The organism is Nitrosopumilus sp., assembly GCA_029862745.1.
Classification (GTDB): Archaea; Thermoproteota; Nitrososphaeria; order Nitrososphaerales; family Nitrosopumilaceae; genus Nitrosopumilus.
Map to the genome: position 1 here is coordinate 133,888 of JAOTWS010000005.1, position 24,311 is coordinate 158,198.

Genomic DNA, 24,311 nt, shown 5'->3' on the forward strand with positions numbered 1-24,311 from the left:
TGTGCCTTTAAAATAAAAATCTTGTATTTTCTTAAATTTTTCGTAAAATTACTCCAAAATCCGCAAAAAAATCTAGATGATGTAAAAGACTTTCTAGCCTATGTTTAAATAATGTAGCATCACTTTTTGACGCAATGGTAGGAATAGATCAAGTTCTTGAAAAACTTAGTACTGTGATTGATCCTGATTTGAAAAAAGATATCGTATCTATGGGTATGATAAAAGATCTGGAACTTAATGATGGTAATCTAAAGTTTACTTTGGAGTTGACAACACCTGCATGTCCTTTCAATGTAGAAATCGAGGATGATGTAAGAAAAGCAATAGACGAAATTACTGATCTAAAAAATTTTGATATGAAAGTAACTGCCAAAGTTATGGAAGGCCGTTCACTTGATGCAGACACTGGAATGGCATCTGTCAAAAACATTATTGGTGTTGCAAGTGGAAAGGGTGGTGTTGGAAAGTCTACTGTTTCATTGAATCTGGCATTAGCGTTATCTCAAACAGGAGCTAAAGTTGGATTACTTGATGCTGATATCTATGGTCCTAGTATTCCATTGATGTTGGGAATGAAAGATGGGTTCATGGAAGTTGAAGAAAACAAACTTCAACCTGCGGATTCCAATGGACTAAAAGTAGTATCTTTTGGTTTCTTTGCAGATCAATCAAATCAAGCAGCAATTTATCGTGGTCCTATTATATCTGGAATATTAAAACAGTTTTTAGTTGATACTAACTGGTCTGATTTAGATTATCTTATTGTAGACTTGCCACCTGGAACTGGTGACATACCATTAACACTTGCACAAACAATTCCTATTACTGGCATTCTTGTAGTTACAACTCCCCAAGATGTTGCAAGTAATGTTGCAGTAAAAGCAGTTTCAATGTTTGAAAAACTAAACGTTCCAATTATTGGTGTTATTGAAAACATGAGTCACTTTATCTGTCCAAATTGTGATGAGAAGCATTACATATTTGGTGAAGGTGGAGCAAAGAAAATTAGTGAACAATTTGATATGCCTTTCCTAGGAGAAATACCTCTAAACTCTGGAATCATGGCAGGTTCTGATTTGGGTAAACCAATTATGATTACAAATCCTGACTCACCAAGTGCAATTGCATTTAGAAAGAGTGCAAAAAATGTTGCAGCCCAATGTAGTATACTTGCAAACAAACTGCAAGATGATATGGCATCTGAAACTTCTGAACCAACGCCCGAACCTGTTAATTAACTGCGATTCCTGTGAAACTACCTGATTCTCTTAGGGACAAATTCAAAACTCCGTTAGGTATACTCTTACCTGAAAGTAATGCGGATAAAAAAAACATTGAAAAATTTCTTTCAGAAAAATCATACATCATTACAGTTGGTGACAGAACAACTGAGAAAATGATTGATTTTGGTTTGATTCCGTCATTACAAATTATTGATGGTCAGGAAAAAAGAAAAAAAAGAGAACTCCCATCAAAACTAGCAAACATAACTGAACTAACTACTGATAATCCTGCTGCAGAAATTACTCAAAAAAGTATTGATGTGATAAAACAGGCATTTACAATACAACCTCCAATCAGATTACTTGTTGACGGTGAGGAGGATCTTTTGATACTTCCTGCATGCATTCATGCTCCTGAAAATGCAGTTGCATTGTATGGCCAACCAAATGAAGGGCTAGTAATAGTCCAGATTACTCCAGAAATTAGAAATAAAGCGCAAAGATTAGTTGATTCAATGAAATAATTGGGGTATGATGAGACGGTGGCTGTATGATTTGTGATTACTCTACTATAACTTCTGACCCTATTAATTCATAAGTTGAAGAATGAAAATACACCAAATTTCTTACAACTATTGACATTTCAACATAAACACACATTGTTTGAAAAAGAATTATGAAACTTGATCCTGAATTAAGATTGCAAATATTGGAAAAAGTTGGTATATACTCAAATCGTTTTTCTATTTTAGAACCCCAAATTCTGTTATCTACAAAAGAAGTTCTTGATGTTCCAAAAGAAATGACTGAGGGTCGACGTACTTCTGCATACAAATATTATGGAGTTTCATATCTGCAGCATAATCTTGTTTTCATTAATGTACGTAAGATTCCAGATGAGAAGACTCTGGAAAATACACTTGTACATGAATTAATCCATATGAGATTTCCATATCTTGCACATGGAAAAAGATTCAACAAGTTGGTAAGGCAGGGATTAAAAGGGAAAACATTTGCTCCTTATCGAAAAAGAATCAAAACCTCTGTTATCTAGTCTTCTACAATTAATGTCATGTCCAACTCATCAATCTGAGATTGAATTGCTTTTTTTAAAGTCTCATTATGTATATCACAGAATTTGAAATAATTATCTGCTGTTTGGAAACATCCACAAACCCATTTGGTCTTCTTGTCTCCTTCAACTGTCCATTTTGAATATTTGTTTACTGACATATTGTTTCTAAAGCAGTTGGTCTAAAAAAACTTAAAGAAAAAAGAGAAAAAATGTTTAAGGACAGCCTTCCATTTTCTGGATAAAGTAGCCGTTTTCCTTAATTGCCTGTTCTACCGGTGCTGGTGCTCCTTGTGAGTGGCAAAATTGACATTCATTTTGAGTCATCTCTGCTTGGTCTTCACCGATTGATTTCAACCACTCTTTACCATATGCAATGGCTTTATCGTGATCTTTCTCACCTGTTATTACATCAAAGTGCATAGTATGACCATCTGCTGCTTTGACATATGTGTCGTATACGTGAATTTCCATGCTATCAATTAAAAAAAGGGATATTTATTTTAAAATGAATCCGAATTTCTATTAAATAAAAGATGTACATATCAAATTAATCCTAAAAATGCTTATCGTTTAGGAACTAAGCCTAGCAGAATTGTTGTTATTCTTCAAATGATATCTGTGTTTTTGAGTTAACTATTATTGAGTAGATCTTTTTGGTATGATAGTTTGATTAAATACTAAATCAATTATTTTCATATTTACATTTGTTTTATCTCCTCTTTGATGGGTGGATCCGTTTAAATTTATTTTTGAATCTAAAATTAGCTCAAATAACACATATTCGCAATGGTTTTCTATTTCAAAGATCGTAATAAATCATGAAACACATAGTCCAAATTAAAATACCAAACTTCAAAATTATAACTTTAGAACTTGATGATACATACTCGCCTAACACCGTAAATAATTTTCTAAAAAATTTGCCTTTTACAGTTGATCTGAATGTGTGGGGTGATGAAATCTACACGTCACAATCTCCTATATCTCAATCCGAAGAAAATGCAAAGTCTGCTGTTGAACTTAACGATGTCGCATATTGGCCCACTGGCAAAGCAATTTGCTTGTTTTATGGCCCTACTCCAATTGGTAATCCTGGGGAAATAATTCCTGCATCGCCTGTTAATGTAATTGGGAAAATTATCTCACCTGATAAAACCATTCTAAATGATGTTCATAGTGAACGTGCAACTTTTATCTTGGCATCTTGAATTATTTCTTATCAATTGAAATTTCTATAATTTTTGATTCAAGAATAAATGCCCTGAAATTTTTGTTGACTCCGGAATAAATTATCCACACTACTGGATTACTTTGCATGAATTCTATGTCTGTATTTGATGGGAATGCATCTGAATTAGGATGTGAATGAAAAATACCTATTACTTCTAGATGTTTTTCTTCTGCTGTCTTATATGCCTCGATTAGTTGATCATTTGAAATTGTAAAATTTACAGGTGATGCTCCAATATTTTCTGTTAAAAATAACTCTGAAACTAGGTTACCTTTTCCAAATAATATGGCACATGCCTCGTTAGGTTTTTGATTTTCTGAATGTTCTGATAGTGTTTTTTTATCTGACTCTGTTAATGTGATTTTCTGCAAATCTATTCTACGTTAACTACTCCTACCATCCAAGGATGGAATATACAAAAATAATCGTAACTTCCTACGTCATTAAATGTAAATTTGTATATGTCTTCAGCATTCATCATCTCTGAATCAAACTTTCCATCGCCTCCCGCATCTGGAGTTCCGGAAGTTACAGAGTGTATTGTATTGTCGATATTTTCCCATGCAACTGTTGTGCCAACGGTCACATCAATTATTTCTGGGTCGTAGTAAATTTGTCCATCTTCCTGTATTGCTGCTCCATTTGGAATTATAACTTTGGTTGGCTCTTTTGGTTCTTCGATGATTAGAGTTGCAATCATGTTTGGATGTAAACTGCATACATACTCATATTCACCAATTTCTAAATCCGCAGTATCTAATGTAAATACTCCATTTGCATCAATTATACTTGAATCAAATATTTCTCCAAACCCTTCTGAACTGGTTACTGTATGTATAACTGAATCTTCGTTTGTCCATTCAACTATATGTCCTTGTGGAACTCTTGCAACATCAGGATCATAGTCTGGATTTCCTTGAATAGAGGAATCTATGAGAATTTTAATTGCAAATATTGGTCCTGTTGGGATACTCTCTACCACTTCTCCGGGGATTTCGACTTGCTGTGGTATCATGTATGTGTCAGGAGATACAAATCCAAATGCCACCCACATGATGATTCCAGTAGCTGCTGCCATTCCAACAATGGAACCAACTGGTTTTACTATGGTTGGATGTTTCATTGCAAGATATGCAATTATGATTGATGGAAATGCAATTGCCATTAATATTCCTGCTAAAGTAATTGTATAGTCTGATGTGTTCATGGTTAAGGCAAAAACTCCGAATCCTAATACTATTGACAGAATTACCAAAGTTGTTGCCTTGGCTCTATTACTGGTAGAAATACCTCCATCTAAGATACCTGCTGATAAGAAAATCAATCCTACAAACATTGTAAGGCCTGTCAAAGCATGCATTCCATCAATGAATGTATGTGCAATACCTGCATATGATAATGTGAGCCCAGCCAAGCCTATAGCTGTTAATCCCATTCCCGGCATCATGAGGTCCCAGTTACTCATTTAAAATAGCTGATTATCCTGAATACTTATTCCTTTTGCAACCCAATGGATCTAGCATACGAAGAAATTAAATGGCTTTGTCATTGGATATAGTGAGATTGGGATTTAATGAAATATTGGAGATATCTAAACCCAGAATTGTGCTTCTTTTAGTGATTACCGCAGTAACTTCTATGTATGCTGCAAGCAAACTAGTTGACGGTACGCCTGAACTCGAGTACCTGGATTACCTACACATTATTGTTGCAGGAGCATTAGCATCTGCCGGATCTAGTGCCCTTAATCATTACTATGATAAAGACATTGATCCAAAAATGGCGAGGACAAGTAAAAGACCAATTCCGTCAGGACGAATGAAACCATCCAATGTTTTGTTATATGGCTTGATTGTTAGCTGTGTTTCTGTAATCTATGGCTTTTTTGCACTTAATGTAGTCTCTGCTTTCTTTATTGCAGTTGGAATTTTCTCTTATGTTATAATTTACACCGTATGGCTGAAACGTCGACACACTTCAAATATTGTAATTGGTGGAATTGCAGGAAGTGCTGCAGCCTGGGCTGGATGGACTGCAGCTACTGGTAACATAGACTTGTTAGGATTCTTAGTTGGATTTCTAGTCTTTGTGTGGACACCTTCACATTTTTGGTGTCTTGCAATGAAGATCAAAGATGAATATGCACAAGCAAGTGTTCCAATGTTACCTGTTGTGATTGGGATGCAGAAAACATCTAAATTCATTTTAGGAAACACAATTATTTTGATTCCTTATTCCTTAATACTCTCATTTATTCCAGATGGAATGGGAGTTGTTTACACTGCAATTGCTGTAGTCTCTGGAGGATTAATGCTTGTTTATCATTACAAACTGACAAAGAATCCTACATCTGAATTTGCTTGGAAAGCATACAAAGTAACTGCTCCTTATCTTACAATAATTTTTGTTGCCGTTGCATTAGATGCAGCATTCCATTATCCTTTATTTTAGTAATTATTTTTCTAATCCTGGGAAGCTTGCTTCGTAATCTCTTTCGATTGCTTCTTTGTTTTGCTGTTCTATTTCATCTCCCTCATCTTCTTCTACAACGATCACTTCTATTCTGCGTTCATCTTTTGTAATCCATGCTACTCTAATAAGACCAAGAATTTCTAAATCTAGAAGTGTTTTGTTGAATCTGTCTTCTGTAAGAGCATATTCATCTTTTGCCAAACTTTTATAGAGTTCAACATCTGTTAGTGAACCTACTTCCTTAATTTTATCAAATACTATATTCTTAATTGGTATTGTCATTTTTATCCGTAAAATGTTTTATCTCCTGACTTGGGTACTACATTAGATATACTTTCCCTTACTGTGTTGTACCATTGATCAACTTCTTTAGTAATAGATGGTTTTACTTGCTTTAAGCTATTTGCAAAATCTTGATTTGAAATTTTTGGTAATTTATTTCGCATTGCATGTACTGCTGCTTCTCTACAGAGTGCTGCTAAATCTGCTCCAGAATAGCTCTGTGTAGCTACTGCAATCTCTTCTAATTTTACATCATTTGCCAATGGCATCTTCTTTGTTAAAATTTTGATTATCTCTAATCTTCCTTTTTCATCTGGTGGGGGTACATATAAAACCAAATCTAACCTTCCTGTTCTTAATAGAGAGTTATCTAAAACATCTGGTCTATTTGTAATTCCTACTATCGACACACGTGATGAGACACCTTCAATCTCAGTTAGTAGTTGGCTTAGAATAGTTTCACTTACTCCTCCATCACCTGACTTATACCGTGCAAGAGAGTCTAACTCATCAAAAATCACTACACAGGGGGATGATGTTTTTGCTTTTCTGAAAATTTCTCTGACGGCTTTCTCTGATTCTCCTAACCACTTTGAAAGTATTTCTGGACCTCTAACTAGAATCATATTTGCACCAGTTTCAGTAGCAAGTGCCCTTCCTAGTAGAGTCTTTCCACATCCAGGTGGTCCATAAAGCAAAGCTCCTCTTGGCGGTCTTATCCCCATCTTTGTAAATTTACTAGGCTCTTTTATTGCCATAACTAAATTATCTGTTAATGATTTTTTTACGTCTTCTAATCCTCCCACATCGTGCCACCACACTTTTGATCTTTCAACATAAAACTCTCTCATTGCTGTGGGGACTACCTCGTGCATAGCATCGTAAAAATCAATTAGTTTGATCTGCATTGCTTGTAATACTTCTGACGGAATTTTTTCAGTTTCAAGATCTATCTCAGGTAAATATCTTCTAATTGATTTTAATGCAGCTTCTCTGCAAAGAGATTTAATATCTGCACCAGTATATCCATGTAATTCTGCTGACAAATCCTTCAAATCAATATCATTACTAATTGGCATTCCTCTTGTATGGATTTCAAGAATCTCAAGTCTTCCTTCCTCATTTGGTACTGATATCTCAAATTCTCTGTCAAATCTACCTGGTCTTCTAAGTGCTGGGTCTACACTATCTGGCCTATTTGTGGCACCAAGCACAATGACATTACCTCTGTCATTAAGACCATCCATCAGAGCTAGTAATTGTGCAACAACTCTCTTTTCAACGTCTCCATATACTTCCTCTCTTTTTGGTGCAATTGCGTCGATTTCATCGATAAATATTATGCTTGGAGAATTATCTTTTGCCTCTTTGAAAATCTCTCTTAGCTTTGCCTCTGTTTCTCCATAATACTTGTTCATTATTTCTGGACCATTGATAGGAAACATATTAGCTTCTGATTCACTTGCCATGACTTTTGCAAGTAAGGTTTTTCCACATCCAGGCGGTCCATAAAATAGAATTCCACTATGGGGTTCAATTCCCAATCTTATAAATAACTCTGGATGTTTTAGTGGTAATTCTACTATTTCTCGCATTGCTTTGACTTCTGCCCTTAATCCTCCAACTTCTTCATATGTTACTCTGACTTTCCTATCAATTGAAGTTTCTGTTGAGATGGTGAGGCTTGTGCTGCGGTCTATCTTGACTACTCCTTTTGGAGATGTCTTTGTAATCTTAAAGTCCATGGAATTTCCTAAAATCATTACTGAAATTTCATCACCATGAGTAATTGGTAATCCTTTTAATCTATTCTTGACAAAATCTGTAAATTCTTTGTCCACTGTAACTGAATCATTTACTGGTGTTAATGAAATTGCTTTTGCAAACTTTGATGTAACTTTTCTAATCTTCACAAAATCATTTAGTGATGCACCAACATTCTTTCTTGTTTGTCCGTCAATTCTTATGATGTCAAGTAACTTTTCATCTTCGTCAACTGGCCACACCACTGCACAACTAGTTCTTGATCCCATCACTTCAATAATGTCTCCTGGTGTTACTTTGAGAAAATCCATTGCTTCGGGACCTATTCTGGCACGTTTTTTACCTACATCTCTTTGCTTTGCTTCTCCTATTCTCACTTGCAAAGGTTCTTCTTTGCGTGCCAAAAAATCACCTATTTCATGTCAACTGACATGCGACTCATATTGAGTACTTCAAACTCACTTACGCCTTCAATTGATCTTATTGAATCTTCCAAGGCATCCATTTGTCCTTCTTTATCATCTAGTACAAATTCTGCTTTAAGAAATTCTAATCCAAACGCCAGCGGTTCTTTTGCGTGTCTTTTCATTGTAATTCCTTCTTTTAGTGATGCTTTAATCAATTCTGCTAATTTATCAAGGTCTGTATCTATTCCATCTGGGAGAATTTTTGTAATTAATAGTAACTGAGTCATTTTCTAAGGTCCCTGGAAATTACATGAAGAGCAAGTATAGTTTCTTACTGCTTCCCTGCAACTTTGACATCGCCAAATTAGGTCTTCTCCACAATTAGGACAATTGAATTTTACACTTTTATCATTAGGCATAACATGTCTGTGGCAACAGCTACATTTTGGTAATGATATAGTAGATGATGACATACAAGAATTTTCTGTAAACATCATTTATACTTTCCTTGGGATTTGAGCATGTTTTAACTTAGTAATTTTTTGAGTTCTCCGCTTATTAGAGTTTGAGCTGTTTTCATTGACTTTTTAATCCCTAATATTTTTATAATTGAGCCAGTATGAAAATCAAAATCATCTTTCTCTGAAATCTCATTTATTATTTCTGGTGTAATTGATTCAAATAATTTGTTGATTGTATTGTTGTCTACTCTTTCCAAAATTTTTCTTGCCAACAATTGTCTTTCAACTTCATCACCGAATCTCTCCATCCATTTTTTTTGATATTCATCAAGATCCTCATTGTTATTCGTTTTCAAAAATTTTGATATTGCTTGTCCTGCATACACACCGCCCATACCGCTAGTAAAAATTCCACCTGCTGTTGTAGGTTTTGCTTGTCCTGCAGCATCACCAATAATTACGGTTTTACCGTCCACAAATTTTTTGATAGGACCTTTAATCCATATTGGAGCAAAAATTTTTCTAATTGTTGAATAGTTTCCTCTTTCCTCTAAAATATTATTTATTGTTTCAGCAACATTGATCCCATGCCCTGCAACTCCAACTTTACCTTTACCTTCGTCTGATGGTATGATCCATGCAAAGAATCCAGGATATTTTTCTTGATCAAAAATTACTTCTACTTTTCCTTTTTTTATCCAATCTGCATAGATTTCATATTGTGCAGACGATAAAATACCTGTTCTATCTTTGTGTATGAGGGATGACACTCCACGTGCATCAACAAAAATCACACAATCAATTTTTTCTTGATTTGTTCTAATTCCTGTGTCTGTAATTTCTTGAAAACTCGTTCTAACTTTTATCACAGCTCCATTTTTCTGAGCTTGGAAGGCTATCTGTTTATCCAATTCTCTCCTGCTAATCTCTACCACTCTTTGTTTCTTTGAATTAATTGTAAAACTACTTCCATTGGGGGCCGATATTTTTGCAGACTCTATCATATGTTCAAAAATTTTTCGAAACGGAATTATTCGTAATTCTTCTAACCCTGCAAGGCTTACTAATCCTCCACAATGCTCTGGAGTTCCAATCTCATAATCTTCCTCAATAACAACCACTGAAAATCCATTTGAAACGATCTCTCTAGCGCATAATAATCCCGCCACACTTCCTCCAGCAACCACTACATCAAAATACACATATTTTGTTTTTTTGTCAATTATTTAATTCAAAAGGTTACCGTACAGCGTATGTATTTACAAGTTTATACTATACCTATCTGTGAAACAACGCTCACTGCTCATCTTTGAAGAATAAATAAAATCGAAGACAACCAGAAATCATTACCAAGATCAGTTTGATAGATTTCTAACCAAATACAAAATTACTTAAAAACCAATATAAAAAACAAGAATCAATATTCTTGTAAATATTAAGAAAATGAAGTGACATAAGAGATTGCAGATATGAATGGTTTCTCTCTCGATTGATAACTCTTCTCACATATCTATCTCTCAAAAACTATTGGTATTTTGCTGCACGCGTTTCTTGGTTTAACTCTATTTTTCTATAATGATCTATTATCGTTTGAATTTAATTGGGAATACAGCATGTATGAAGTTATGGTTATGGCAATTATTACCAAACCCACGTGAAAATATGTTTTATTCAAAAAATAAAAATAAAAAAAGATAAAGATAGTTTATCTAGTCTTCATCTCGGTTATTGTCTCCACCATCTTCTTCGTCTGGAGTTCTAACCTGCTCTGATTCTACTATTAGAATTTCCCTGTTTGAGGATCAACCTTGCTCCATATAGAACTGAGTAAAAAAATGTTCTAGAACAGATTGATAAGAGAACTTATATCCATGGGATCACCTGGCGTGACAAGGAATGGTAGTATCTTTGAAGTGATCTGTACTGAGTTTCAAATAACTTGGAGTGATGTCTTAATGATTGAATTTCACTACACAGTGATTCTAATAATTCCTTTTCTGATGGTCTTTGTTCTCTAATCCATCTTGGTTTTGAAGACTTTACCGTGAAAGAATGCGGTTGGCGTCCAGAACGCATTATGCATACACCTCTTTTGCAAGAATTTTGTTTGGCATGATGCTTAGACCGATTTTCATAAAATTTTTCTTGTACTGGATAATCTTGCTTAATGTGCAGTAATATGCAATTTGTGCATCAAGAAGAAATGAATGGGCCATTAATTTGAGGTTCAGCCGTAATGTACAGTAAGATGCTGGCTAAAATATTTGAATATCTACAATTTCATAGGTCTTAGTTCAAAAGTTTTTCATTAAGCCTGTATTTGATTATCCTATGGGAAATATCAAACAAGTGATCATAGTTAGAACTGATCTTGATATGGGTAAAGGAAAGATTGCAGCACAAGTAGGTCATGCATGTGTTCTTGGTGCTGAATATGTAAGAAAGTCTCATCCTGAATGGTACAATGAATGGTGGAATGGACAAGAGAAAGTTGTTCTCAAAGTTTCCTGTCTCAAAGATCTACACGAAGTAAAAAGACACGCAATTGATTTGAATCTTCCTTGGTCAGAAGTTATTGATGCTGGGCATACTCAGATCGATTCTGGGACTATCACTTGCATCTCTATTGGTCCTGCTCCTGAGAACTTAATTGATAAAATAACTGGTGATCTAAAGTTACTGTAGATTATTGGGAATGAGATATAACAAGGTTTGGTGATTTTTTAGTTATGAAGAAAATTGGTGTGGTTGTTTAGTTATGAAGAAAATTGGTGTGGTTGTTTCCATATTTTTTGCAACAATTATGTTGACTTCCTTGACTGCTGGTGTACTTCTAAATAATACTCCTACATCATCTGAAAATTCTGAAATTACAATTACTGGAACTCCTGCTGATAATTTTCCCGATGCACAGCGTGCACAGTTTTGCGGATCTAATACTGCAAAATCAACTGATTATGTCCAAGAATTTTCTATTCCTACGTTATGTACCAATCCATTAGCTATTGTAACTGATTATGATGGAAATGTTTGGTTCACTCAAACCAATACAGGCAAAGTAGCAAAATTTGATCCTAATACCCAGATTTTCACTGAATATGATAATCCATTATGGCCAAAAGGTGGCCGTTCAATGATGTGGGGAATTGATTATGCCCCAGATGGCTCTGTTTGGTTTACTGATGAAACATATGATTCTGTATGGAAGTTTTCAACCCTTGATGAAAAATATGAAAGACTATCATATCCATCAGAAGGAAATTCACTGCCGCAAAAGCTCCAAGTTTATGGGTCTCAGATAATAATTAATGATTTTACTGGAAACAAACTAACATTCTTGGATCCAACACAGTCTGGAGATGAGATTAACTATCTTAGCATTCCATCTCCTGTTGATGATTCAGTAACTGCCGATTTTGCACTAGATGCAAGTAACAATGTATGGTTCACAAATTGGTTATTCCAGCAAGGTGGAGTTTTAGTAAAATTTGATCAAAATGGATATTTTAATGCTGTTTCAAACTCTAAAGAACAATTACTTCCTTTACTTGATTTTATTGAAATCTTTGAGTTGCCTGTAGAATTACTCACTCCTAATGGATCTGTAGTTGCAAATGATGGAACCATCTGGCTTGCAGATACAACTTCCTCGTATTTCTTTAATTTTGATCCTGTAACCAAAGAATTCACTCAATACGTGACATCAGATCCTTTACTTGATACATATGGCAACCAAACAGGAATTGTCAAAACCCCTATTTCTAGACCTTACTGGATTGAATCCGATGATCAAGGACGAATTGTTTTCAATACCCAAACTGCAAACAATATTGCTGTGATGGATCCTGAATCTCAATCACTTGTAGAATACCATGTTCCTTCAAAAAACCCCTACTGGGGCGATTGTGATCCTGGAACTGGTATGATGTTAGCAGATTGCGGTATTGCTCAAATTTTTGATTTTACTGTAGATGGTACAAAAATATGGTTTACCGAATGGGTTGAAAATAACATTGGTGTTGTTGATACATCTATAGAACTACCTCTAGATATTCAATTAGGATCAAATACCTTGACCCTCTCTCCTGGAGATTCAAAAGATTTTGAGTTTATTATATCTCCAAAATCACAAAAAGATCTATTGGGTATTTCCTTGATTCTGTCATCTACTCGTGATTTTCTAAATATTGATCTGTTAGATAACACACCTGAATCATTTCAATTAGATTCTAATACTCCTTATCCAATCACTACTATCATCCATGCATCAGATGATGCTGAACCTGGAATATACAAAATACTTGTTGGTGTACAAACATCTGATGTTGCAATCAGTAAATTTATCACAGTGACAATAGAGTGATACCAGACTTAGATTCCCAAATTGGTATTTCAGTTTACAGTACAACCTTTGCTGGAATTGGAGGAAAAATAAGAGTGTCTGTTGATGATTTTCAAGTAAGCGAATTAATTTCTAAAAAAGTCGAAAATTCTATAATTGATCAGAATGGTTATGCCGTTTACAAGTTAAAAAAGAAAAACATTGATACTAATCATGCTCTATCTAAAATTTTTGCCAAAAAAGGAATACGTCTAAAATCTCTTGGATTGAAAGACGCTTCTGCCCTTACTGAACAATTTGTATGCTCTGATAATAAAGGACGGGCAATTGAAATTTTTTCTACTGACAAATATGTTCTTGAAAAGATCGGTTATGTAAAAAAACCATTGTCAAAAAAAGATATGATTGGAAATCATTTTAAAATTAAAATCTCTGAGTGCTCAAACTCATTGTCTTCTTTTATTGAATATGACAAAATTCTAAATTTCTATGGTTATCAGCGTTTTGGCTCAAAAAGAGCTGTGACTCACCTAATTGGAAAGGCACTTTTAAAAAGGAATTTTAAAAAAGCAATTGAATTAATTTTATGTTTTACATCTATTTATGATTCAAAAGAAAATACTGAGATTCGTGAAAAACTATCTGACTCTAAAAATTATAAAAAATATTTTGATCAAGTTCCACCACAAATGGATATTGAAAGAATTGTTCTAAAAGAGATGATTGATCATGGTGAACCAATTCGTGCAATCAGAAAAATCCCTGTATCTTTAAGGCGTTTTTATATTCAAGCTTACCAGTCTTTTATTTTTAATCAGTCTCTAAGTTATGTTTTTTTAGATGGTGAAAATCTCTTTGAAGCAGAATCTGGTGATGTTTGTTTTGATTTTAATGGGATAATTGGAAAATATGTGAAAGGATTGGACCAGAATTTGGCATTACCTTTTGTTGGTTATTCTTATTACAAAAAAACACGTTTTGACTATCAAATATCTAAAATATTGCAACAAGAAGAAATTTCACCCAAAGATTTTTTCATAAAAGAGATGCAAGAAGTAAGTAGTGAAGGTGGTTTTCGGCAAGCTACAATTCATTGTTCTGATTATTCAGCAAATGAAAATACTGTAGAGTTTTCATTGTCAAGAGGTTCCTTTGCAACCATTTTGTTGCGAGAAATTATGAAGCCTCAAGATCCAATCTCTGCTGGTTTTTGATCCATCTGGAAGGATATTTTAGGTGTCTTTAAGTAGATATTTTTACGGAGATTTGATTTAGATTAAAAACATATGCATGATATAATCTGTAATATCATCTAAGATCAGTATGTTTACCATCAATTAAAAAATCCTGAAATCAAAAGTTATTTCATTACTTATGGTAGGTGTAATATTATATCTGAATTTGTTGTAGACGATCTGTACCAATTACTGAAATTATTATCTTTAAAATCGAAAAACCAAAATTTAGTACCACCACTCTTACTTGATTAATTTTTCTTGTTGACTATAACTCCTGCTATCATTGTGATTATCCCTATAATTACAATTTGGATTCCATATGTTACCCAATCTGGATTTGAATACATAAAAGATGTCTCAGGACCTATCATTGATTGTCCTTGAAGATGAAAAGTTGTCCCGGAAATCAGTATTGTGATCCCTATTATTGTTATTGTCTTGCCTATTCTCACAAATATCTATTCGTTCTTTGTATTAAAAAGGGTAAACAGAATTGATCATTTGACCAAATCATTTCTTGATTTGGTTTTTAATTATTTTATTTAGACTCTATAAAATGTCTAATTGGAATGACATCTATGAATCAAATGGTCACAGCTATGTAGGTTTTATACTGTTTATTTCGGCAGCATCTCTTGCGATAATCCTATTTTTAATATTTTATCCTCAGATAGAGGCTATTAACAAAGAGTCTCCTATTCTGATAAATATCATGTTTATTCCAGCTATAGCTGTAGGTTTTCTTTATGGCGTGAGAATTACTGAACGTGCTGTGAAACCATCAGAAATTCGAAGTCCAATAAAAAGATCGATTGTAAAGATATTTCTGTTCTTTTTTGTTATGGGTGGGATGTTTAGCTCTGTAAATTTTGCCCTAAATGGAGGTAGTATAATGCCACAGGTGTCTATTTTAGATGATGGTCTTTTATCTTGGTTAGATAATTTCATAACTTCAAATGGTGGAGCTACTTTTCTAATAATTACTAGTATTGGTTTAATGGCAGGGGCTACAAAAAGAATTGTTGGTATGGATACTGGATTTGTAAATAGGGTGGTAACTTTTGTTGGTACTTTTGTATTTTTTACAATGCTTGTGTTAAGTTTCACACAATCTGATCCAACATCCTCAGGTGTTTTCTTGTATACATTTTATCAAGCCGGAATTGTAGGTGGTGCATTCTTTGCAATGAATAGACTTACAAAGAATCAAAATATGTTTGAAGACTTTGCTAATGGTTTTTAGATTATTCTTCTAGGTCTACATAAACTCCAGAGATCTCGTTGTTTATTCGATCCCAGTACTTCTCACACCCTTCTGTTTTGAAATCATTTTCTTTACATTCGTTAAAATGATATGTATTCTCCCTTTGCATATTATCTGCTAGAAGACCGTCGGCGCCAATAAATAATGCGATAATTCCAATTGCAGCAAGGCTTGCAGACACTACGATCATACTATAACCTACCTGTGCATAATTGTGAGACTCTTTCATTTATGGAAGATCAATCCCTCTTGAATTTAATCTTTTCAAGTGTAGATTTTGCGATCAAATCTGTAATACTAGCATGATTTTTGAGAAAAGCTAAAAAGAAAAGTCTTCAAATTAATCTCATTGAGTATACAAATTCTTCAATATGAGTTTCTTGGGCCCATTTCTCTTGATGAGTGGGGGCCGCCCATGGAAAAATTAGTCTATCTAATTCTTTCAAGAGATAAGGATAAATTCAATATTCTGTATGTTGGTGACTGCTCCAAGACTGACGAAAAGTCTTTTTTTGTTCAGCATCCTAATCTCAAATGCTGGGTAAAACATTCGGGCTCTGAAAAATCATTATTTTTGGCAATATTGCCATTGTTTGACTCTAGTGACATACACCGAAAAAATATCCTAAATAAAATAATGATTCATTACAAACCTCCTTGTAATTTGGATGATCTTCCTCAAATCAAACCGGATTATTTAGTGAGAAAATCTGAAAAGTCTGAACCAAAATATGTGTGTCCCTGCTGTGGCTCTGATATGAAATCCGAACAAATTCTTGAAAAATCTACTATCTTTCGTTGTGTAAACTGTGGGTTAAGTGATACAAAGCTTAATTGTTAACCTTATTTTGAACATCAAACAATTGTAAGGTCAACAAGTCTATGGCTTTTTTCAGATGTTGAAATTCGTTAATTGCATGTATTTGCCCTTCAACTAATGTTCTCATCACTTTAACTGAATTTTTTTGATGATCATCAGAGGCAACAATTTCCATGGCATTCAACTTGGATAACACATTATCGAGATCTTTTATCATTTCATTTGATGGTTTATGTTTATCCATAAACTACCTGAAACAATTTTAATATATTAATCGTTACAAGAGTTCTTCATCGATCTTTTGAATTGGATCTAGATATTGCTGACACACACATGTTGGAATTTGGCATTTTCCTACTTTGATGATTGAATTACTCTGTTTATTTGGTATGTGTGCCTCATCTGTATGATGACATCGGCTGCAATTCATATCTAAAATCATTCTATCCTTTATTTAATCTGCAAGTTAAGGAATTAAAACTGCTCTAGCTTCAATCTCTGAATTTTTCAATTTTTTGAGAGCTTCATTTGCATCTTCTAATGCAAATATTTGATAAACCACTTCGATATTCTTTTCATCACATATTTTGATAACTTGCTCCATATCCTTAGTTGAACCTATCAGTGTACCTCTAATTGTCTTTTCCTCGAATGCCATAAATGCAGGTCTTTCTCCCACTGTTGCAATTACTACTAGTCCTCCTTTCTTTATTGATTTGATTGCTGTGTCTGTAACAATATCTGCTGGTGCAAATACTATTGCAGCATCTAACAAACCATGTTTTTCTTCTAATTTGTCTAAAAATTCTTTCTGGTCTTTTAAAAACATCATTGTATCCACTGCACCTAATCTTTTTGCAATCTTAAGATGTTTTTCTGATCTAGAAAATGCAATTACATCACAATTCTCAACTTTTGCAAATTGAACTGCCATATGACCTACTCCTCCAATTCCAAAGATTCCTATTTTTTTATGTAATTTTGGTTCTGCAGCTTTAACTGCCTTATATGCCGTGATACCTGCACAAAATAACGGTGCTGCATATTCTGGTTTCATGTTTTCTGGAACTTTGGTTGCAAAATCATCTACCACTGTAATGTATTCTGTATACCCTCCTTTGAATGATTCACCTGTGATTGTTGATGACTCGCAAAGATACTCTTTTCCTTCATTGCAATATTGGCATTTCTTACATGCTTCTAAGAGTGGTGTGATTCCTGCTCTATCGCCTACTCTAAATTTTGTTACATTGTCTCCGACTTGAATCACTTTTCCTACAATTTCATGACCTGGAACTGTGGGAAGTGAAGGCGGAATTCCAATATCTTGCCAGTCTCCTTCTATTCCGTGAAGTTGTGAATGACAAACTCCACACGCTTCTATTTTTAGTAAAATCTCATTAGGTCTTTTAATTTCATGCTTTTTAATGTGTTTTAATTTTAACGGATTTGTCTCAATCGCTGCGCATTTTTCAAGTACCATTGCACGCATCTTTTCCATGTTATTCCAAATAGCACATGGGATTTTAAGATTCGCTAATCTCACCCTACTTTTGGCTACCTGATTAGATTGAAAATACATCCTTCTGTAACTCATAGGTTTTCAAGGCTGGATATCTGGAATGTTGTTAATTGAAGATAAAATCATATTTTCTAACCCACTTGAGATTACACTTTATTACCAAAACTCATTAAAAAAATAAAGAACCCTATTGAATGTAATAACATGTCTGAAATTACAGATGAGGATCGTGAGAGAGTCAAATTATTGCGTTTGATTACATCTTCTAAAAATGAATTCAAAAATCTTTCATTGGATCAATTAAAAAGATTACAGGAATTGGTTGAAAAAAAAGATTACAGTCATGATAAAAAAGCTCATAAATCTAAAGTAAAATTACTTAGAAAAATTAATGTGAGAATTTACGAATTAACCGAAGGTAGAGGAATCTGGGATTAGTCTGTCAATTAGGTACAAATATTCTAACGAATTTGATCAGTTGTGGTAGAAAACAACCTTATTCATGAAACAAGTCCTTACTTACTTCAACATGCACATAATCCTGTACAATGGTATGCCTGGAACGATGAGGCTTTAAAAAAAGCAAAAGATGAGAACAAACCGATTTTTCTCAGTATCGGTTATAGCTCATGTCATTGGTGTCATGTTATGGCACATGAATCTTTTGAAAATGATGAGGTTGCAAAATTTATGAATGAAAACTTTGTAAATATCAAAGTAGATAGAGAAGAAAGACCTGATGTTGATGATATTTATCAAAAAGTTTGTCAGATAGCAACTGGTCAAGGTGGTTGGCCACTGAGTATTTTTCTTACTCCTGATCAAAAACCATTCTATGTTGGAACTTATTTTCCTGTATTGGATTCTTATGGCCGTCCTGGATTTGGAAGTATTTGTAGGCAACTCTCTCAAGCATGGAAGGAAAAACCAAAAGATATTGAAAAATCTGCAGAGAATTTTCTAAACGCTTTACACAAAACTGAAATAATTCATACTCCCTCAAAACTGGAAAAAATAATTCTTGATGAGGCTGCAATGAATTTATTCCAATTGGGTGATGTGACCTATGGTGGATTTGGTTCTGCACCGAAATTCCCTAATGCTGCAAATATTTCATTTTTGTTTAGATATGCCAACCTTACAGGTCTTTCTAAATTCAATGAATTTGCGCTCAAGACTCTTAACAAAATGGCAAAAGGTGGAATCTTTGATCAAATTGGAGGTGGTTTTCATAGATATTCTACTGATGCAAAATGGTTGGTTCCTCATTTTGAAAAAATGCTTTATGACAATGCATTGATATCTGTCAATTATGTAGAAGCATACCAAATAACAAAAGATCCTTTCTATCTTGAAGTATTACAAAAAACTTTGGACTTTGTTTTACGTGAGATGACTTCTCCTGAAGGTGGATTCTATTCTGCATATGATGCAGATTCTGATGGTGTAGAAGGAAAATTCTATGTTTGGAAGAAGAGTGAAATTAAAGCAATCCTTGGAAGTGATGCGGATATTTTTTGTTTATACTATGATGTGACTGATGGTGGTAATTGGGAGGGAGATAACATTTTGTGTAACAATCTCAATATCTCAACTGTTGCTTTTAATTTTGGAAAATCAGAACAAGAAATTCACAAGATTTTAAATTCATGTGCTGAAAAATTATTAAAAGTTCGCTCCACAAGAATCCCTCCTGGTTTAGATGATAAGATACTTGTTTCGTGGAATTCTTTGATGATAACTGCATTTGCAAAAGGCTATCGTGTAACAAATGATCTCAGATACCTAAATGCAGCAAAAGATTGTATATTGTTTATTGAACAGCATCTTCTTGTAGATGATAAATTACGACGAACTTACAAAAATAATATTGCAAAAATAGATGGCTACCTAGAAGATTATTCTTATTTTATTAATGCATTGTTAGATGTTTTTGAGATTGAACCTAATCCCAAATATCTTAAACTTTCTTTGAGTCTGACAAATTATTTAATAGACCATTTTTGGGATCCAAGCAGCAGTAGCTTCTTTATGACTTCTGATAATCATGAAAAACTAATCATCAGACCAAAAAGCAATTATGACTTGTCTTTGCCTTCTGGAAATTCAGTCTCTGCATTTGTATTGTTAAAATTGTACCATTTTTCACAGCAACAAAAATTCCTAGATATTGCTACAAAAATAATGGAATCTCAGGCACAAATAGCTGCAGAAAATCCCTTTGGTTTTGGCTATTTGTTAAATACTATTTCCCTTTTTATTCAAAAACCTGTTGAGATTACTATCATCAACACTGAAAATTCAGAAATCCAGGAATCCCTCTTATTGAAATATTTGCCTAATTCAATTATGGTTATGATTCAAAATTCAGATCAATTAAACGGTCTTTCTGAATTTCCCTTTTTCACAGGCAAATTTTTTGAAGAAAAGACATCTGTTTTTATCTGTAAAGACTTTACTTGCTCTTTACCGTTACATACTATTGATGAAGTAAATTCCAATCTTTAGATTTTTTTCAAATCTACTTCAATCATGCTTCCAACTTGAGGTCTTCCCATATTGTCATACCTTGATTTTGGCATTGCTATTGTAATCTGTGTTTGTTGATATGACTTGATATTGACAGTTGGTTGTGCTTGTAATATTGCCTCTAACAATGGCATAACTTGTTCTTTAGTTTCAGCATCAAGTTTTTTTGAGACATTATCTATTATCATCTGTTTTTGTGAAATTGGTTCAGTTGATACATTTTCAATTAATGTTAGTTGAGCTATTTGACCATTATCTACTATCTGTGTAATTCTAAATTCATTTGTATCTGTCATTGCTTTGTTACAATTTTTTGATGATTTATCTTTAGCGTATTGAAAAATACAATACAATTACTGCAGTTACTACTGCTGATGATATTCCTAATGCAAAGATAATTTTACTTCCATCTATGTTCATGACTCTAAATTTACGTGGTCAGAATTAAACTGTATGTATTTTTCTTTGAAATGTTTTTTGATAATCTCTAGATGTGTTTTAATAGGAAAACACATCTTTTTGTTATCATATGTGCATTTGTATTAATACCCATGACTATAGTGAAAAACGACATCCAACAAGAACCGGTTTTTGCATGAACTCTCTTTTAAATTAAACCTTTTTTTGAAAAAAATTCTCTATTTTTGGATCTATTCTTTTTTAACATTTTCTAGTTTGGGGCTAAGAATAGATTTTTTGATTAATGGGGCTCGTTTTTTAATAATCTGGTTGAATTCATGCATATCTTCCAATCCCGGTGTTTGATGCTGATTCTGGTATGCTTGTAAAAATCCAGAATACACACATCCTGTAATTATTCCAAATGCCGTATCTGGAATTGATTCGATTTCTGGTACAAAATTCTCTGCAATTTGCTTATATGACTCTGATTCACTAATGTAATAATCTATTAAACTATCTACAAAATCTCTGTTTTCTTTTGAAATGGTCATTACTTTTTCTTCATTTTCTAGTTTATTTAATTGTCTTTGATTAATCCTTTATTTGTTCATGAATTATTTTCTATGTGTTGTGGAAGTTAGAATCTGATGAAGATTTTTTTCGTATATACGACTCCAAAAAATTGATTGCAGGCTATTTTGATCCTGACTATGGCGATATTTTCCCAAAGGAGAATTATGAAGAAATAACTTTATCCATGATGAAAAACCATGATTTAATTTCAGGTGGGGTTATTATGGTGCCACTTGTAAAATTTGGATTATTTGATACTGATTTGGATACGTCCATATCTAAGATAGAAGAAAATGTAGTTCGTGTAAATACTCACTTACAAAAATGGAAGGAGTTCTTATCTGAAATAAAACCTCCGTTTCACTCTGTTCGAATATCTCACACTGATCAAGACATGTTGACTATTACCTTTGCTGTCAAGTTCTCAAAACCTACACCTCTGGATAAAATACCTCTTCAAGATGAACTTTCTCCCACTATGGATTTGTTACAAAAGTTTGAACTCTTGTGATTGCCTGGTGTTTTTTGGATTAATCCATTTATTCAAGGAAGATGTTCTAATTTCCATTTTTCAGCATCATTAAAACAATTAAACCAATCAATTTCAGTTTGGTTAGAATCAAATTCTCCTAATTCGTTTTTAAATTGTGAGTTACACTCATTTTTCATATTTTCGTATATCTGAAACACTTTTTGTGTCAAGCCTCCTTGTGGAGGAGAAAATTTCTCTGATTCATCATAAGTTTTTACACCACTCTTAGCTGACTGAAATTCTAATAATCCTAAATTCTCATATTCGTATGCCTCTTGAATTTGTGTGTCTGATCTTATCTTTGCTGATTCATCTCCTGTTACTATCCATTTGATATATTCTTCATCACTTTCCAATTGTGTCTGAGATGATAATTTGAATAGCTCTACTGAACTTTCAAATAGTTTTGGTGGCGTCAATTTATCATATCTAGAAATAATTTCTTTAAACTCTTTGACATGTTTCTCATAATATTTTAGAAGGTCATCTTTTGTGATATCTCCTTCATCCCATTTATTTTTCTCAGAATAAAATCTTACTTGTAATTGTGTAACATCATCTTGAATTTGTGCTAACTCTGTTCCAAATTGAAAGCCTTTTTGCTTGGTTTGATCTACTGAATAATTATATCCTATGATAGATAATATGATGATTATCATGATAGATATGATGATGATGTTCTGAATTTTGTTTTTTTTCAAAGATAATCTATATAGTTTCCATCTTCGTCTAGTTTTAATTCTATTTTAAATTCAGTACCGCTGATAAATGATTCATTTCTAATTGTTCTGACTCTTCCAATTACTAGTTCATAAGGCCAAATTTCAACTACTATGGAACCTACTTTAGCAATTGGTGTTTCTGTAATAGTCATATCTTCCCGCTTAACTCCGTGTCTTTCTAACATGTGAATTGCATGATCCAAAAGCGGTACTGGATTATTGTAATTTAAAACCCAAACTGTTCCCTCATAATCAATTTTTTTCAATTTGAAAAATCTCACTCTTACTCATATAACAATTATTCTGTTATTTTTAATTGATATCCTTTCAAGATGGAAACCATGAATAAAAAGAAAATGGAATTAGAATTCATTTATTTTTGATTCTAAACCATTGTTGATTGATGATGGTGTTGATGGAAATTTATCTCCTATCCTATTTCCTGCAACAGCGGCTGCTTCTTTTAGAATAATCTCTGTTTCTTCATTTGTTGAACTATCTAATTCAAAGCCTCCACCAAATGACTCTGTTGTCATTCCTCCTAAAAGTTCCGACATTGTTTCAAATTCAGCTCCAGCTTGCGGAATGAATTTACCTATTGCTGGTCCTATTGACCGCATTAAACCAATTACAGGTCCTATTGTAACCATCGCATCTCCAAGCTCGTTCATAGTTGACAATCTTAATTGAACTTGATCAAGAGATAATTTGAGATTGCCTATTAGTTTCTCATTTTTTCTTAATTCAACAAGCTCATTTGCAAGAATTTTGCCTGCAACTCTGTCATGTCGCTGTTGAGCCTCTACAATTCGTCTAAATATTTTTGCATCTTTTTCTTGTAGTTTTTTGTGCATATGATCAATCTTTGAAATTGTTTGACCAAGTTTTCCAACTGATTGTTGTATTCGTGGTTTTAGAGGTGGTTCTTTTTTTATCATGCCATGAATTTGTTCATTAAATCCAGGTTTTAATGGCTTACTCCAATTGTCTTGAAATGTTGGCATGATGATTTTATAGAAATTTTTCTCTAATCCTCCACAGTGTATAAAAGTACACAAACTGAATAATATTTTCAATGCAATGATAATTTTTGATGTAATTGATTGATCTATTTAGCCTGTCTGATCAAACCGTTGGTTTGAATTACAATTAATTTCTTTTATTTAACTATCTTGATTATACATTACTTCTTTGTTGTGATTAAAACACAATAAATTCCATTTAGCGATATTGACATACACATACTAATTTTATCATATATGGTAAATAATGGAATTGTACAATGTTTCTCTTACTGATACATCAAATCTAATTAATGATGTGTGTAATGTTAAAGGAAAAAATAAACCCACGTACGAATTTTAACTCAATACTACCAAAAGCATTTACAATTAAATTTTGATTGATGCAAAATAATTTCTAGATATGAATTAGTAATGCACAAATTGAATT

Annotated in this window: 33 protein-coding genes; 13 read left to right on the forward strand and 20 right to left on the reverse strand. The window is 33.3% G+C overall.

Going from position 1 to position 24,311, the window contains the following annotated elements; genetic code table 11:
• Positions 1–134: 134 nt before the first annotated feature.
• From OEM44_06990 to OEM44_07000, 3 genes are all read left to right on the forward strand, one after another.
• The gene (locus tag OEM44_06990) at positions 135–1,238 is read left to right on the forward strand and encodes an Mrp/NBP35 family ATP-binding protein (GenBank protein MDH3516544.1); all 1,104 of its coding nucleotides are present in this window, start codon (positions 135–137) and stop codon (positions 1,236–1,238) included.
• A gap of 11 nt (positions 1,239–1,249) precedes the next feature.
• A complete protein-coding gene (locus tag OEM44_06995) occupies positions 1,250–1,747 on the forward strand; it encodes a GTP-dependent dephospho-CoA kinase family protein (GenBank protein ID MDH3516545.1) in 498 nt (165 codons plus the stop codon).
• Positions 1,748–1,899: 152 nt separating this feature from the next.
• Entirely contained in the window at positions 1,900–2,277 is a 378-nt protein-coding gene (locus OEM44_07000) for a mitochondrial inner membrane protease ATP23 (protein ID MDH3516546.1), read from the forward strand.
• Here OEM44_07000 and OEM44_07005 read toward each other — a convergent pair.
• Positions 2,274–2,456: a hypothetical protein gene (locus tag OEM44_07005; protein MDH3516547.1), complete on the reverse strand. Its 183-nt coding sequence runs from the start codon at positions 2,454–2,456 to the stop codon at positions 2,274–2,276. The genes OEM44_07000 and OEM44_07005 overlap by 4 nt on opposite strands.
• A 55-nt stretch (positions 2,457–2,511) precedes the next feature.
• Positions 2,512–2,769 carry a DUF2024 family protein gene (locus tag OEM44_07010; protein MDH3516548.1) on the reverse strand — a complete coding sequence of 86 codons (258 nt, stop codon included), beginning with the start codon at positions 2,767–2,769 and terminating at the stop codon, positions 2,512–2,514.
• A 347-nt stretch (positions 2,770–3,116) separates the two neighbouring features.
• Here OEM44_07010 and OEM44_07015 point away from each other — a divergent pair, with 347 nt between their 5' ends.
• Positions 3,117–3,506 (forward strand): cyclophilin-like fold protein, encoded by a 390-nt coding sequence (locus tag OEM44_07015; protein MDH3516549.1) that lies wholly within the window; start codon positions 3,117–3,119, stop codon positions 3,504–3,506.
• Between the two features lies 1 nt (position 3,507).
• On the opposite strand, the gene OEM44_07020 is transcribed toward OEM44_07015, so the two are convergent.
• Positions 3,508–3,900 carry a M67 family metallopeptidase gene (locus OEM44_07020; protein ID MDH3516550.1) on the reverse strand — a complete coding sequence of 131 codons (393 nt, stop codon included), beginning with the start codon at positions 3,898–3,900 and terminating at the stop codon, positions 3,508–3,510.
• Positions 3,901–3,902: 2 nt separating this feature from the next.
• On the reverse strand, positions 3,903–4,994 hold the full coding sequence (locus tag OEM44_07025) for a plastocyanin/azurin family copper-binding protein (GenBank protein MDH3516551.1): 1,092 nt from the start codon (positions 4,992–4,994) through the stop codon (positions 3,903–3,905).
• 71 nt (positions 4,995–5,065) lie between these two features.
• Between OEM44_07025 and OEM44_07030 the strand changes: the two genes are divergently transcribed.
• The gene (locus OEM44_07030; protein ID MDH3516552.1) at positions 5,066–5,980 is read left to right on the forward strand and encodes a heme o synthase; all 915 of its coding nucleotides are present in this window, start codon (positions 5,066–5,068) and stop codon (positions 5,978–5,980) included.
• 3 nt (positions 5,981–5,983) lie between these two features.
• On the opposite strand, the gene OEM44_07035 is transcribed toward OEM44_07030, so the two are convergent.
• The 6 genes from OEM44_07035 to OEM44_07060 all read right to left on the reverse strand — a co-directional run bounded on the left by OEM44_07035 (position 5,984) and on the right by OEM44_07060 (position 11,131).
• The gene (locus OEM44_07035) at positions 5,984–6,283 is read right to left on the reverse strand and encodes a hypothetical protein (GenBank protein MDH3516553.1); all 300 of its coding nucleotides are present in this window, start codon (positions 6,281–6,283) and stop codon (positions 5,984–5,986) included.
• 2 nt (positions 6,284–6,285) lie between these two features.
• On the reverse strand, positions 6,286–8,451 hold the full coding sequence (locus tag OEM44_07040) for a CDC48 family AAA ATPase (protein ID MDH3516554.1): 2,166 nt from the start codon (positions 8,449–8,451) through the stop codon (positions 6,286–6,288).
• An 8-nt stretch (positions 8,452–8,459) separates the two neighbouring features.
• Complete coding sequence (locus tag OEM44_07045) at positions 8,460–8,741, reverse strand: elongation factor 1-beta (protein MDH3516555.1); 282 nt, start codon at positions 8,739–8,741, stop codon at positions 8,460–8,462.
• 3 nt (positions 8,742–8,744) lie between these two features.
• Positions 8,745–8,927 (reverse strand): zinc finger domain-containing protein, encoded by a 183-nt coding sequence (locus tag OEM44_07050; protein ID MDH3516556.1) that lies wholly within the window; start codon positions 8,925–8,927, stop codon positions 8,745–8,747.
• A gap of 53 nt (positions 8,928–8,980) precedes the next feature.
• Positions 8,981–10,117, reverse strand: a complete 1,137-nt coding sequence (locus OEM44_07055; GenBank protein ID MDH3516557.1) for an NAD(P)/FAD-dependent oxidoreductase — start codon at positions 10,115–10,117, stop codon at positions 8,981–8,983.
• Between the two features lie 873 nt (positions 10,118–10,990).
• Positions 10,991–11,131, reverse strand: coding sequence for a hypothetical protein (locus tag OEM44_07060; GenBank protein ID MDH3516558.1), 141 nt, complete (start codon positions 11,129–11,131; stop codon positions 10,991–10,993).
• 115 nt (positions 11,132–11,246) lie between these two features.
• Here OEM44_07060 and pth2 point away from each other — a divergent pair, with 115 nt between their 5' ends.
• From pth2 to truD, 3 genes are all read left to right on the forward strand, one after another.
• On the forward strand, positions 11,247–11,600 hold the full coding sequence (gene pth2 / locus OEM44_07065; protein ID MDH3516559.1) for a peptidyl-tRNA hydrolase Pth2: 354 nt from the start codon (positions 11,247–11,249) through the stop codon (positions 11,598–11,600).
• A gap of 73 nt (positions 11,601–11,673) precedes the next feature.
• Positions 11,674–13,278, forward strand: a complete 1,605-nt coding sequence (locus tag OEM44_07070; protein MDH3516560.1) for a lyase — start codon at positions 11,674–11,676, stop codon at positions 13,276–13,278.
• On the forward strand, positions 13,275–14,471 hold the full coding sequence (truD, locus tag OEM44_07075; GenBank protein MDH3516561.1) for a tRNA pseudouridine(13) synthase TruD: 1,197 nt from the start codon (positions 13,275–13,277) through the stop codon (positions 14,469–14,471). The genes OEM44_07070 and truD overlap by 4 nt, the downstream gene beginning before the upstream one ends.
• A 272-nt stretch (positions 14,472–14,743) precedes the next feature.
• On the opposite strand, the gene OEM44_07080 is transcribed toward truD, so the two are convergent.
• Positions 14,744–14,947 (reverse strand): hypothetical protein, encoded by a 204-nt coding sequence (locus OEM44_07080; protein MDH3516562.1) that lies wholly within the window; start codon positions 14,945–14,947, stop codon positions 14,744–14,746.
• A gap of 104 nt (positions 14,948–15,051) precedes the next feature.
• On the opposite strand from OEM44_07080, the gene OEM44_07085 reads away from it, so the two are divergent.
• Entirely contained in the window at positions 15,052–15,738 is a 687-nt protein-coding gene (locus OEM44_07085; protein ID MDH3516563.1) for a hypothetical protein, read from the forward strand.
• Position 15,739: 1 nt separating this feature from the next.
• Here OEM44_07085 and OEM44_07090 read toward each other — a convergent pair whose 3' ends face one another.
• A complete protein-coding gene (locus OEM44_07090) occupies positions 15,740–15,988 on the reverse strand; it encodes a hypothetical protein (GenBank protein MDH3516564.1) in 249 nt (82 codons plus the stop codon).
• Between the two features lie 120 nt (positions 15,989–16,108).
• On the opposite strand from OEM44_07090, the gene OEM44_07095 reads away from it, so the two are divergent.
• Positions 16,109–16,600 carry a hypothetical protein gene (locus OEM44_07095; protein MDH3516565.1) on the forward strand — a complete coding sequence of 164 codons (492 nt, stop codon included), beginning with the start codon at positions 16,109–16,111 and terminating at the stop codon, positions 16,598–16,600.
• On the opposite strand, the gene OEM44_07100 is transcribed toward OEM44_07095, so the two are convergent.
• From OEM44_07100 to OEM44_07110, 3 genes are read right to left on the reverse strand one after another with little or no spacing between them, the layout of a single operon-like run.
• Positions 16,590–16,823, reverse strand: a complete 234-nt coding sequence (locus OEM44_07100) for a hypothetical protein (GenBank protein ID MDH3516566.1) — start codon at positions 16,821–16,823, stop codon at positions 16,590–16,592. The two genes, OEM44_07095 and OEM44_07100, sit on opposite strands and share 11 nt — an antisense overlap.
• 33 nt (positions 16,824–16,856) lie before the next feature.
• The gene (locus OEM44_07105; protein MDH3516567.1) at positions 16,857–17,009 is read right to left on the reverse strand and encodes a hypothetical protein; all 153 of its coding nucleotides are present in this window, start codon (positions 17,007–17,009) and stop codon (positions 16,857–16,859) included.
• 36 nt (positions 17,010–17,045) lie between these two features.
• The gene (locus OEM44_07110) at positions 17,046–18,080 is read right to left on the reverse strand and encodes an alcohol dehydrogenase catalytic domain-containing protein (protein ID MDH3516568.1); all 1,035 of its coding nucleotides are present in this window, start codon (positions 18,078–18,080) and stop codon (positions 17,046–17,048) included.
• 225 nt (positions 18,081–18,305) lie between these two features.
• On the opposite strand from OEM44_07110, the gene OEM44_07115 reads away from it, so the two are divergent.
• Both OEM44_07115 and OEM44_07120 read left to right on the forward strand, forming a co-directional pair.
• Positions 18,306–18,539 carry a hypothetical protein gene (locus tag OEM44_07115; protein MDH3516569.1) on the forward strand — a complete coding sequence of 78 codons (234 nt, stop codon included), beginning with the start codon at positions 18,306–18,308 and terminating at the stop codon, positions 18,537–18,539.
• 42 nt (positions 18,540–18,581) lie between these two features.
• Positions 18,582–20,609, forward strand: a complete 2,028-nt coding sequence (locus tag OEM44_07120) for a thioredoxin domain-containing protein (protein ID MDH3516570.1) — start codon at positions 18,582–18,584, stop codon at positions 20,607–20,609.
• Here the strand turns inward: OEM44_07120 and OEM44_07125 are convergent.
• Together OEM44_07125 and OEM44_07130 are read right to left on the reverse strand one after the other, a co-directional pair.
• Entirely contained in the window at positions 20,606–20,926 is a 321-nt protein-coding gene (locus OEM44_07125; protein ID MDH3516571.1) for a hypothetical protein, read from the reverse strand. The genes OEM44_07120 and OEM44_07125 overlap by 4 nt on opposite strands.
• A gap of 354 nt (positions 20,927–21,280) precedes the next feature.
• Positions 21,281–21,583: a hypothetical protein gene (locus OEM44_07130; protein ID MDH3516572.1), complete on the reverse strand. Its 303-nt coding sequence runs from the start codon at positions 21,581–21,583 to the stop codon at positions 21,281–21,283.
• A 74-nt stretch (positions 21,584–21,657) separates the two neighbouring features.
• Here OEM44_07130 and OEM44_07135 point away from each other — a divergent pair, with 74 nt between their 5' ends.
• Positions 21,658–22,116, forward strand: coding sequence for a hypothetical protein (locus tag OEM44_07135; GenBank protein ID MDH3516573.1), 459 nt, complete (start codon positions 21,658–21,660; stop codon positions 22,114–22,116).
• A gap of 32 nt (positions 22,117–22,148) precedes the next feature.
• Here OEM44_07135 and OEM44_07140 read toward each other — a convergent pair whose 3' ends face one another.
• The 3 genes from OEM44_07140 to OEM44_07150 form a co-directional block, all read right to left on the reverse strand.
• The gene (locus OEM44_07140) at positions 22,149–22,838 is read right to left on the reverse strand and encodes a hypothetical protein (protein MDH3516574.1); all 690 of its coding nucleotides are present in this window, start codon (positions 22,836–22,838) and stop codon (positions 22,149–22,151) included.
• The gene (locus OEM44_07145) at positions 22,835–23,125 is read right to left on the reverse strand and encodes a hypothetical protein (protein ID MDH3516575.1); all 291 of its coding nucleotides are present in this window, start codon (positions 23,123–23,125) and stop codon (positions 22,835–22,837) included. The genes OEM44_07140 and OEM44_07145 overlap by 4 nt, the downstream gene beginning before the upstream one ends.
• Positions 23,126–23,221: 96 nt before the next feature.
• Complete coding sequence (locus tag OEM44_07150) at positions 23,222–23,863, reverse strand: hypothetical protein (GenBank protein MDH3516576.1); 642 nt, start codon at positions 23,861–23,863, stop codon at positions 23,222–23,224.
• Positions 23,864–24,311: the final 448 nt, after the last annotated feature.

What these genes read in the sequence shown, in the direction of transcription:
- OEM44_06990 (MDH3516544.1), top strand. Translation starts at nt 135, where the DNA reads ATGGTAGGAATAGATCAAGTTCTTGAAAAACTTAGTACTGTGATTGAT.
- OEM44_07115 (MDH3516569.1), top strand. Translation starts at nt 18,306, where the DNA reads ATGTCTGAAATTACAGATGAGGATCGTGAGAGAGTCAAATTATTGCGT.
- OEM44_07035 (MDH3516553.1), bottom strand. Translation starts at nt 6,283, where the DNA reads ATGACAATACCAATTAAGAATATAGTATTTGATAAAATTAAGGAAGTA.
- OEM44_07030 (MDH3516552.1), top strand. Translation starts at nt 5,066, where the DNA reads ATGGCTTTGTCATTGGATATAGTGAGATTGGGATTTAATGAAATATTG.
- OEM44_07110 (MDH3516568.1), bottom strand. Translation starts at nt 18,080, where the DNA reads ATGGAAAAGATGCGTGCAATGGTACTTGAAAAATGCGCAGCGATTGAG.
- OEM44_07130 (MDH3516572.1), bottom strand. Translation starts at nt 21,583, where the DNA reads ATGACCATTTCAAAAGAAAACAGAGATTTTGTAGATAGTTTAATAGAT.
- OEM44_07045 (MDH3516555.1), bottom strand. Translation starts at nt 8,741, where the DNA reads ATGACTCAGTTACTATTAATTACAAAAATTCTCCCAGATGGAATAGAT.
- OEM44_07010 (MDH3516548.1), bottom strand. Translation starts at nt 2,769, where the DNA reads ATGGAAATTCACGTATACGACACATATGTCAAAGCAGCAGATGGTCAT.
- OEM44_07125 (MDH3516571.1), bottom strand. Translation starts at nt 20,926, where the DNA reads ATGACAGATACAAATGAATTTAGAATTACACAGATAGTAGATAATGGT.
- OEM44_07100 (MDH3516566.1), bottom strand. Translation starts at nt 16,823, where the DNA reads ATGGATAAACATAAACCATCAAATGAAATGATAAAAGATCTCGATAAT.
- OEM44_07015 (MDH3516549.1), top strand. Translation starts at nt 3,117, where the DNA reads ATGAAACACATAGTCCAAATTAAAATACCAAACTTCAAAATTATAACT.
- OEM44_07025 (MDH3516551.1), bottom strand. Translation starts at nt 4,994, where the DNA reads ATGAGTAACTGGGACCTCATGATGCCGGGAATGGGATTAACAGCTATA.
- OEM44_07005 (MDH3516547.1), bottom strand. Translation starts at nt 2,456, where the DNA reads ATGTCAGTAAACAAATATTCAAAATGGACAGTTGAAGGAGACAAGAAG.
- OEM44_07090 (MDH3516564.1), bottom strand. Translation starts at nt 15,988, where the DNA reads ATGAAAGAGTCTCACAATTATGCACAGGTAGGTTATAGTATGATCGTA.
- OEM44_07105 (MDH3516567.1), bottom strand. Translation starts at nt 17,009, where the DNA reads ATGAATTGCAGCCGATGTCATCATACAGATGAGGCACACATACCAAAT.
- pth2 (MDH3516559.1), top strand. Translation starts at nt 11,247, where the DNA reads ATGGGAAATATCAAACAAGTGATCATAGTTAGAACTGATCTTGATATG.
- OEM44_07085 (MDH3516563.1), top strand. Translation starts at nt 15,052, where the DNA reads ATGTCTAATTGGAATGACATCTATGAATCAAATGGTCACAGCTATGTA.
- OEM44_07070 (MDH3516560.1), top strand. Translation starts at nt 11,674, where the DNA reads ATGAAGAAAATTGGTGTGGTTGTTTCCATATTTTTTGCAACAATTATG.
- OEM44_07150 (MDH3516576.1), bottom strand. Translation starts at nt 23,863, where the DNA reads ATGCCAACATTTCAAGACAATTGGAGTAAGCCATTAAAACCTGGATTT.
- OEM44_07060 (MDH3516558.1), bottom strand. Translation starts at nt 11,131, where the DNA reads ATGGCCCATTCATTTCTTCTTGATGCACAAATTGCATATTACTGCACA.
- OEM44_07000 (MDH3516546.1), top strand. Translation starts at nt 1,900, where the DNA reads ATGAAACTTGATCCTGAATTAAGATTGCAAATATTGGAAAAAGTTGGT.
- OEM44_07050 (MDH3516556.1), bottom strand. Translation starts at nt 8,927, where the DNA reads ATGTCATCATCTACTATATCATTACCAAAATGTAGCTGTTGCCACAGA.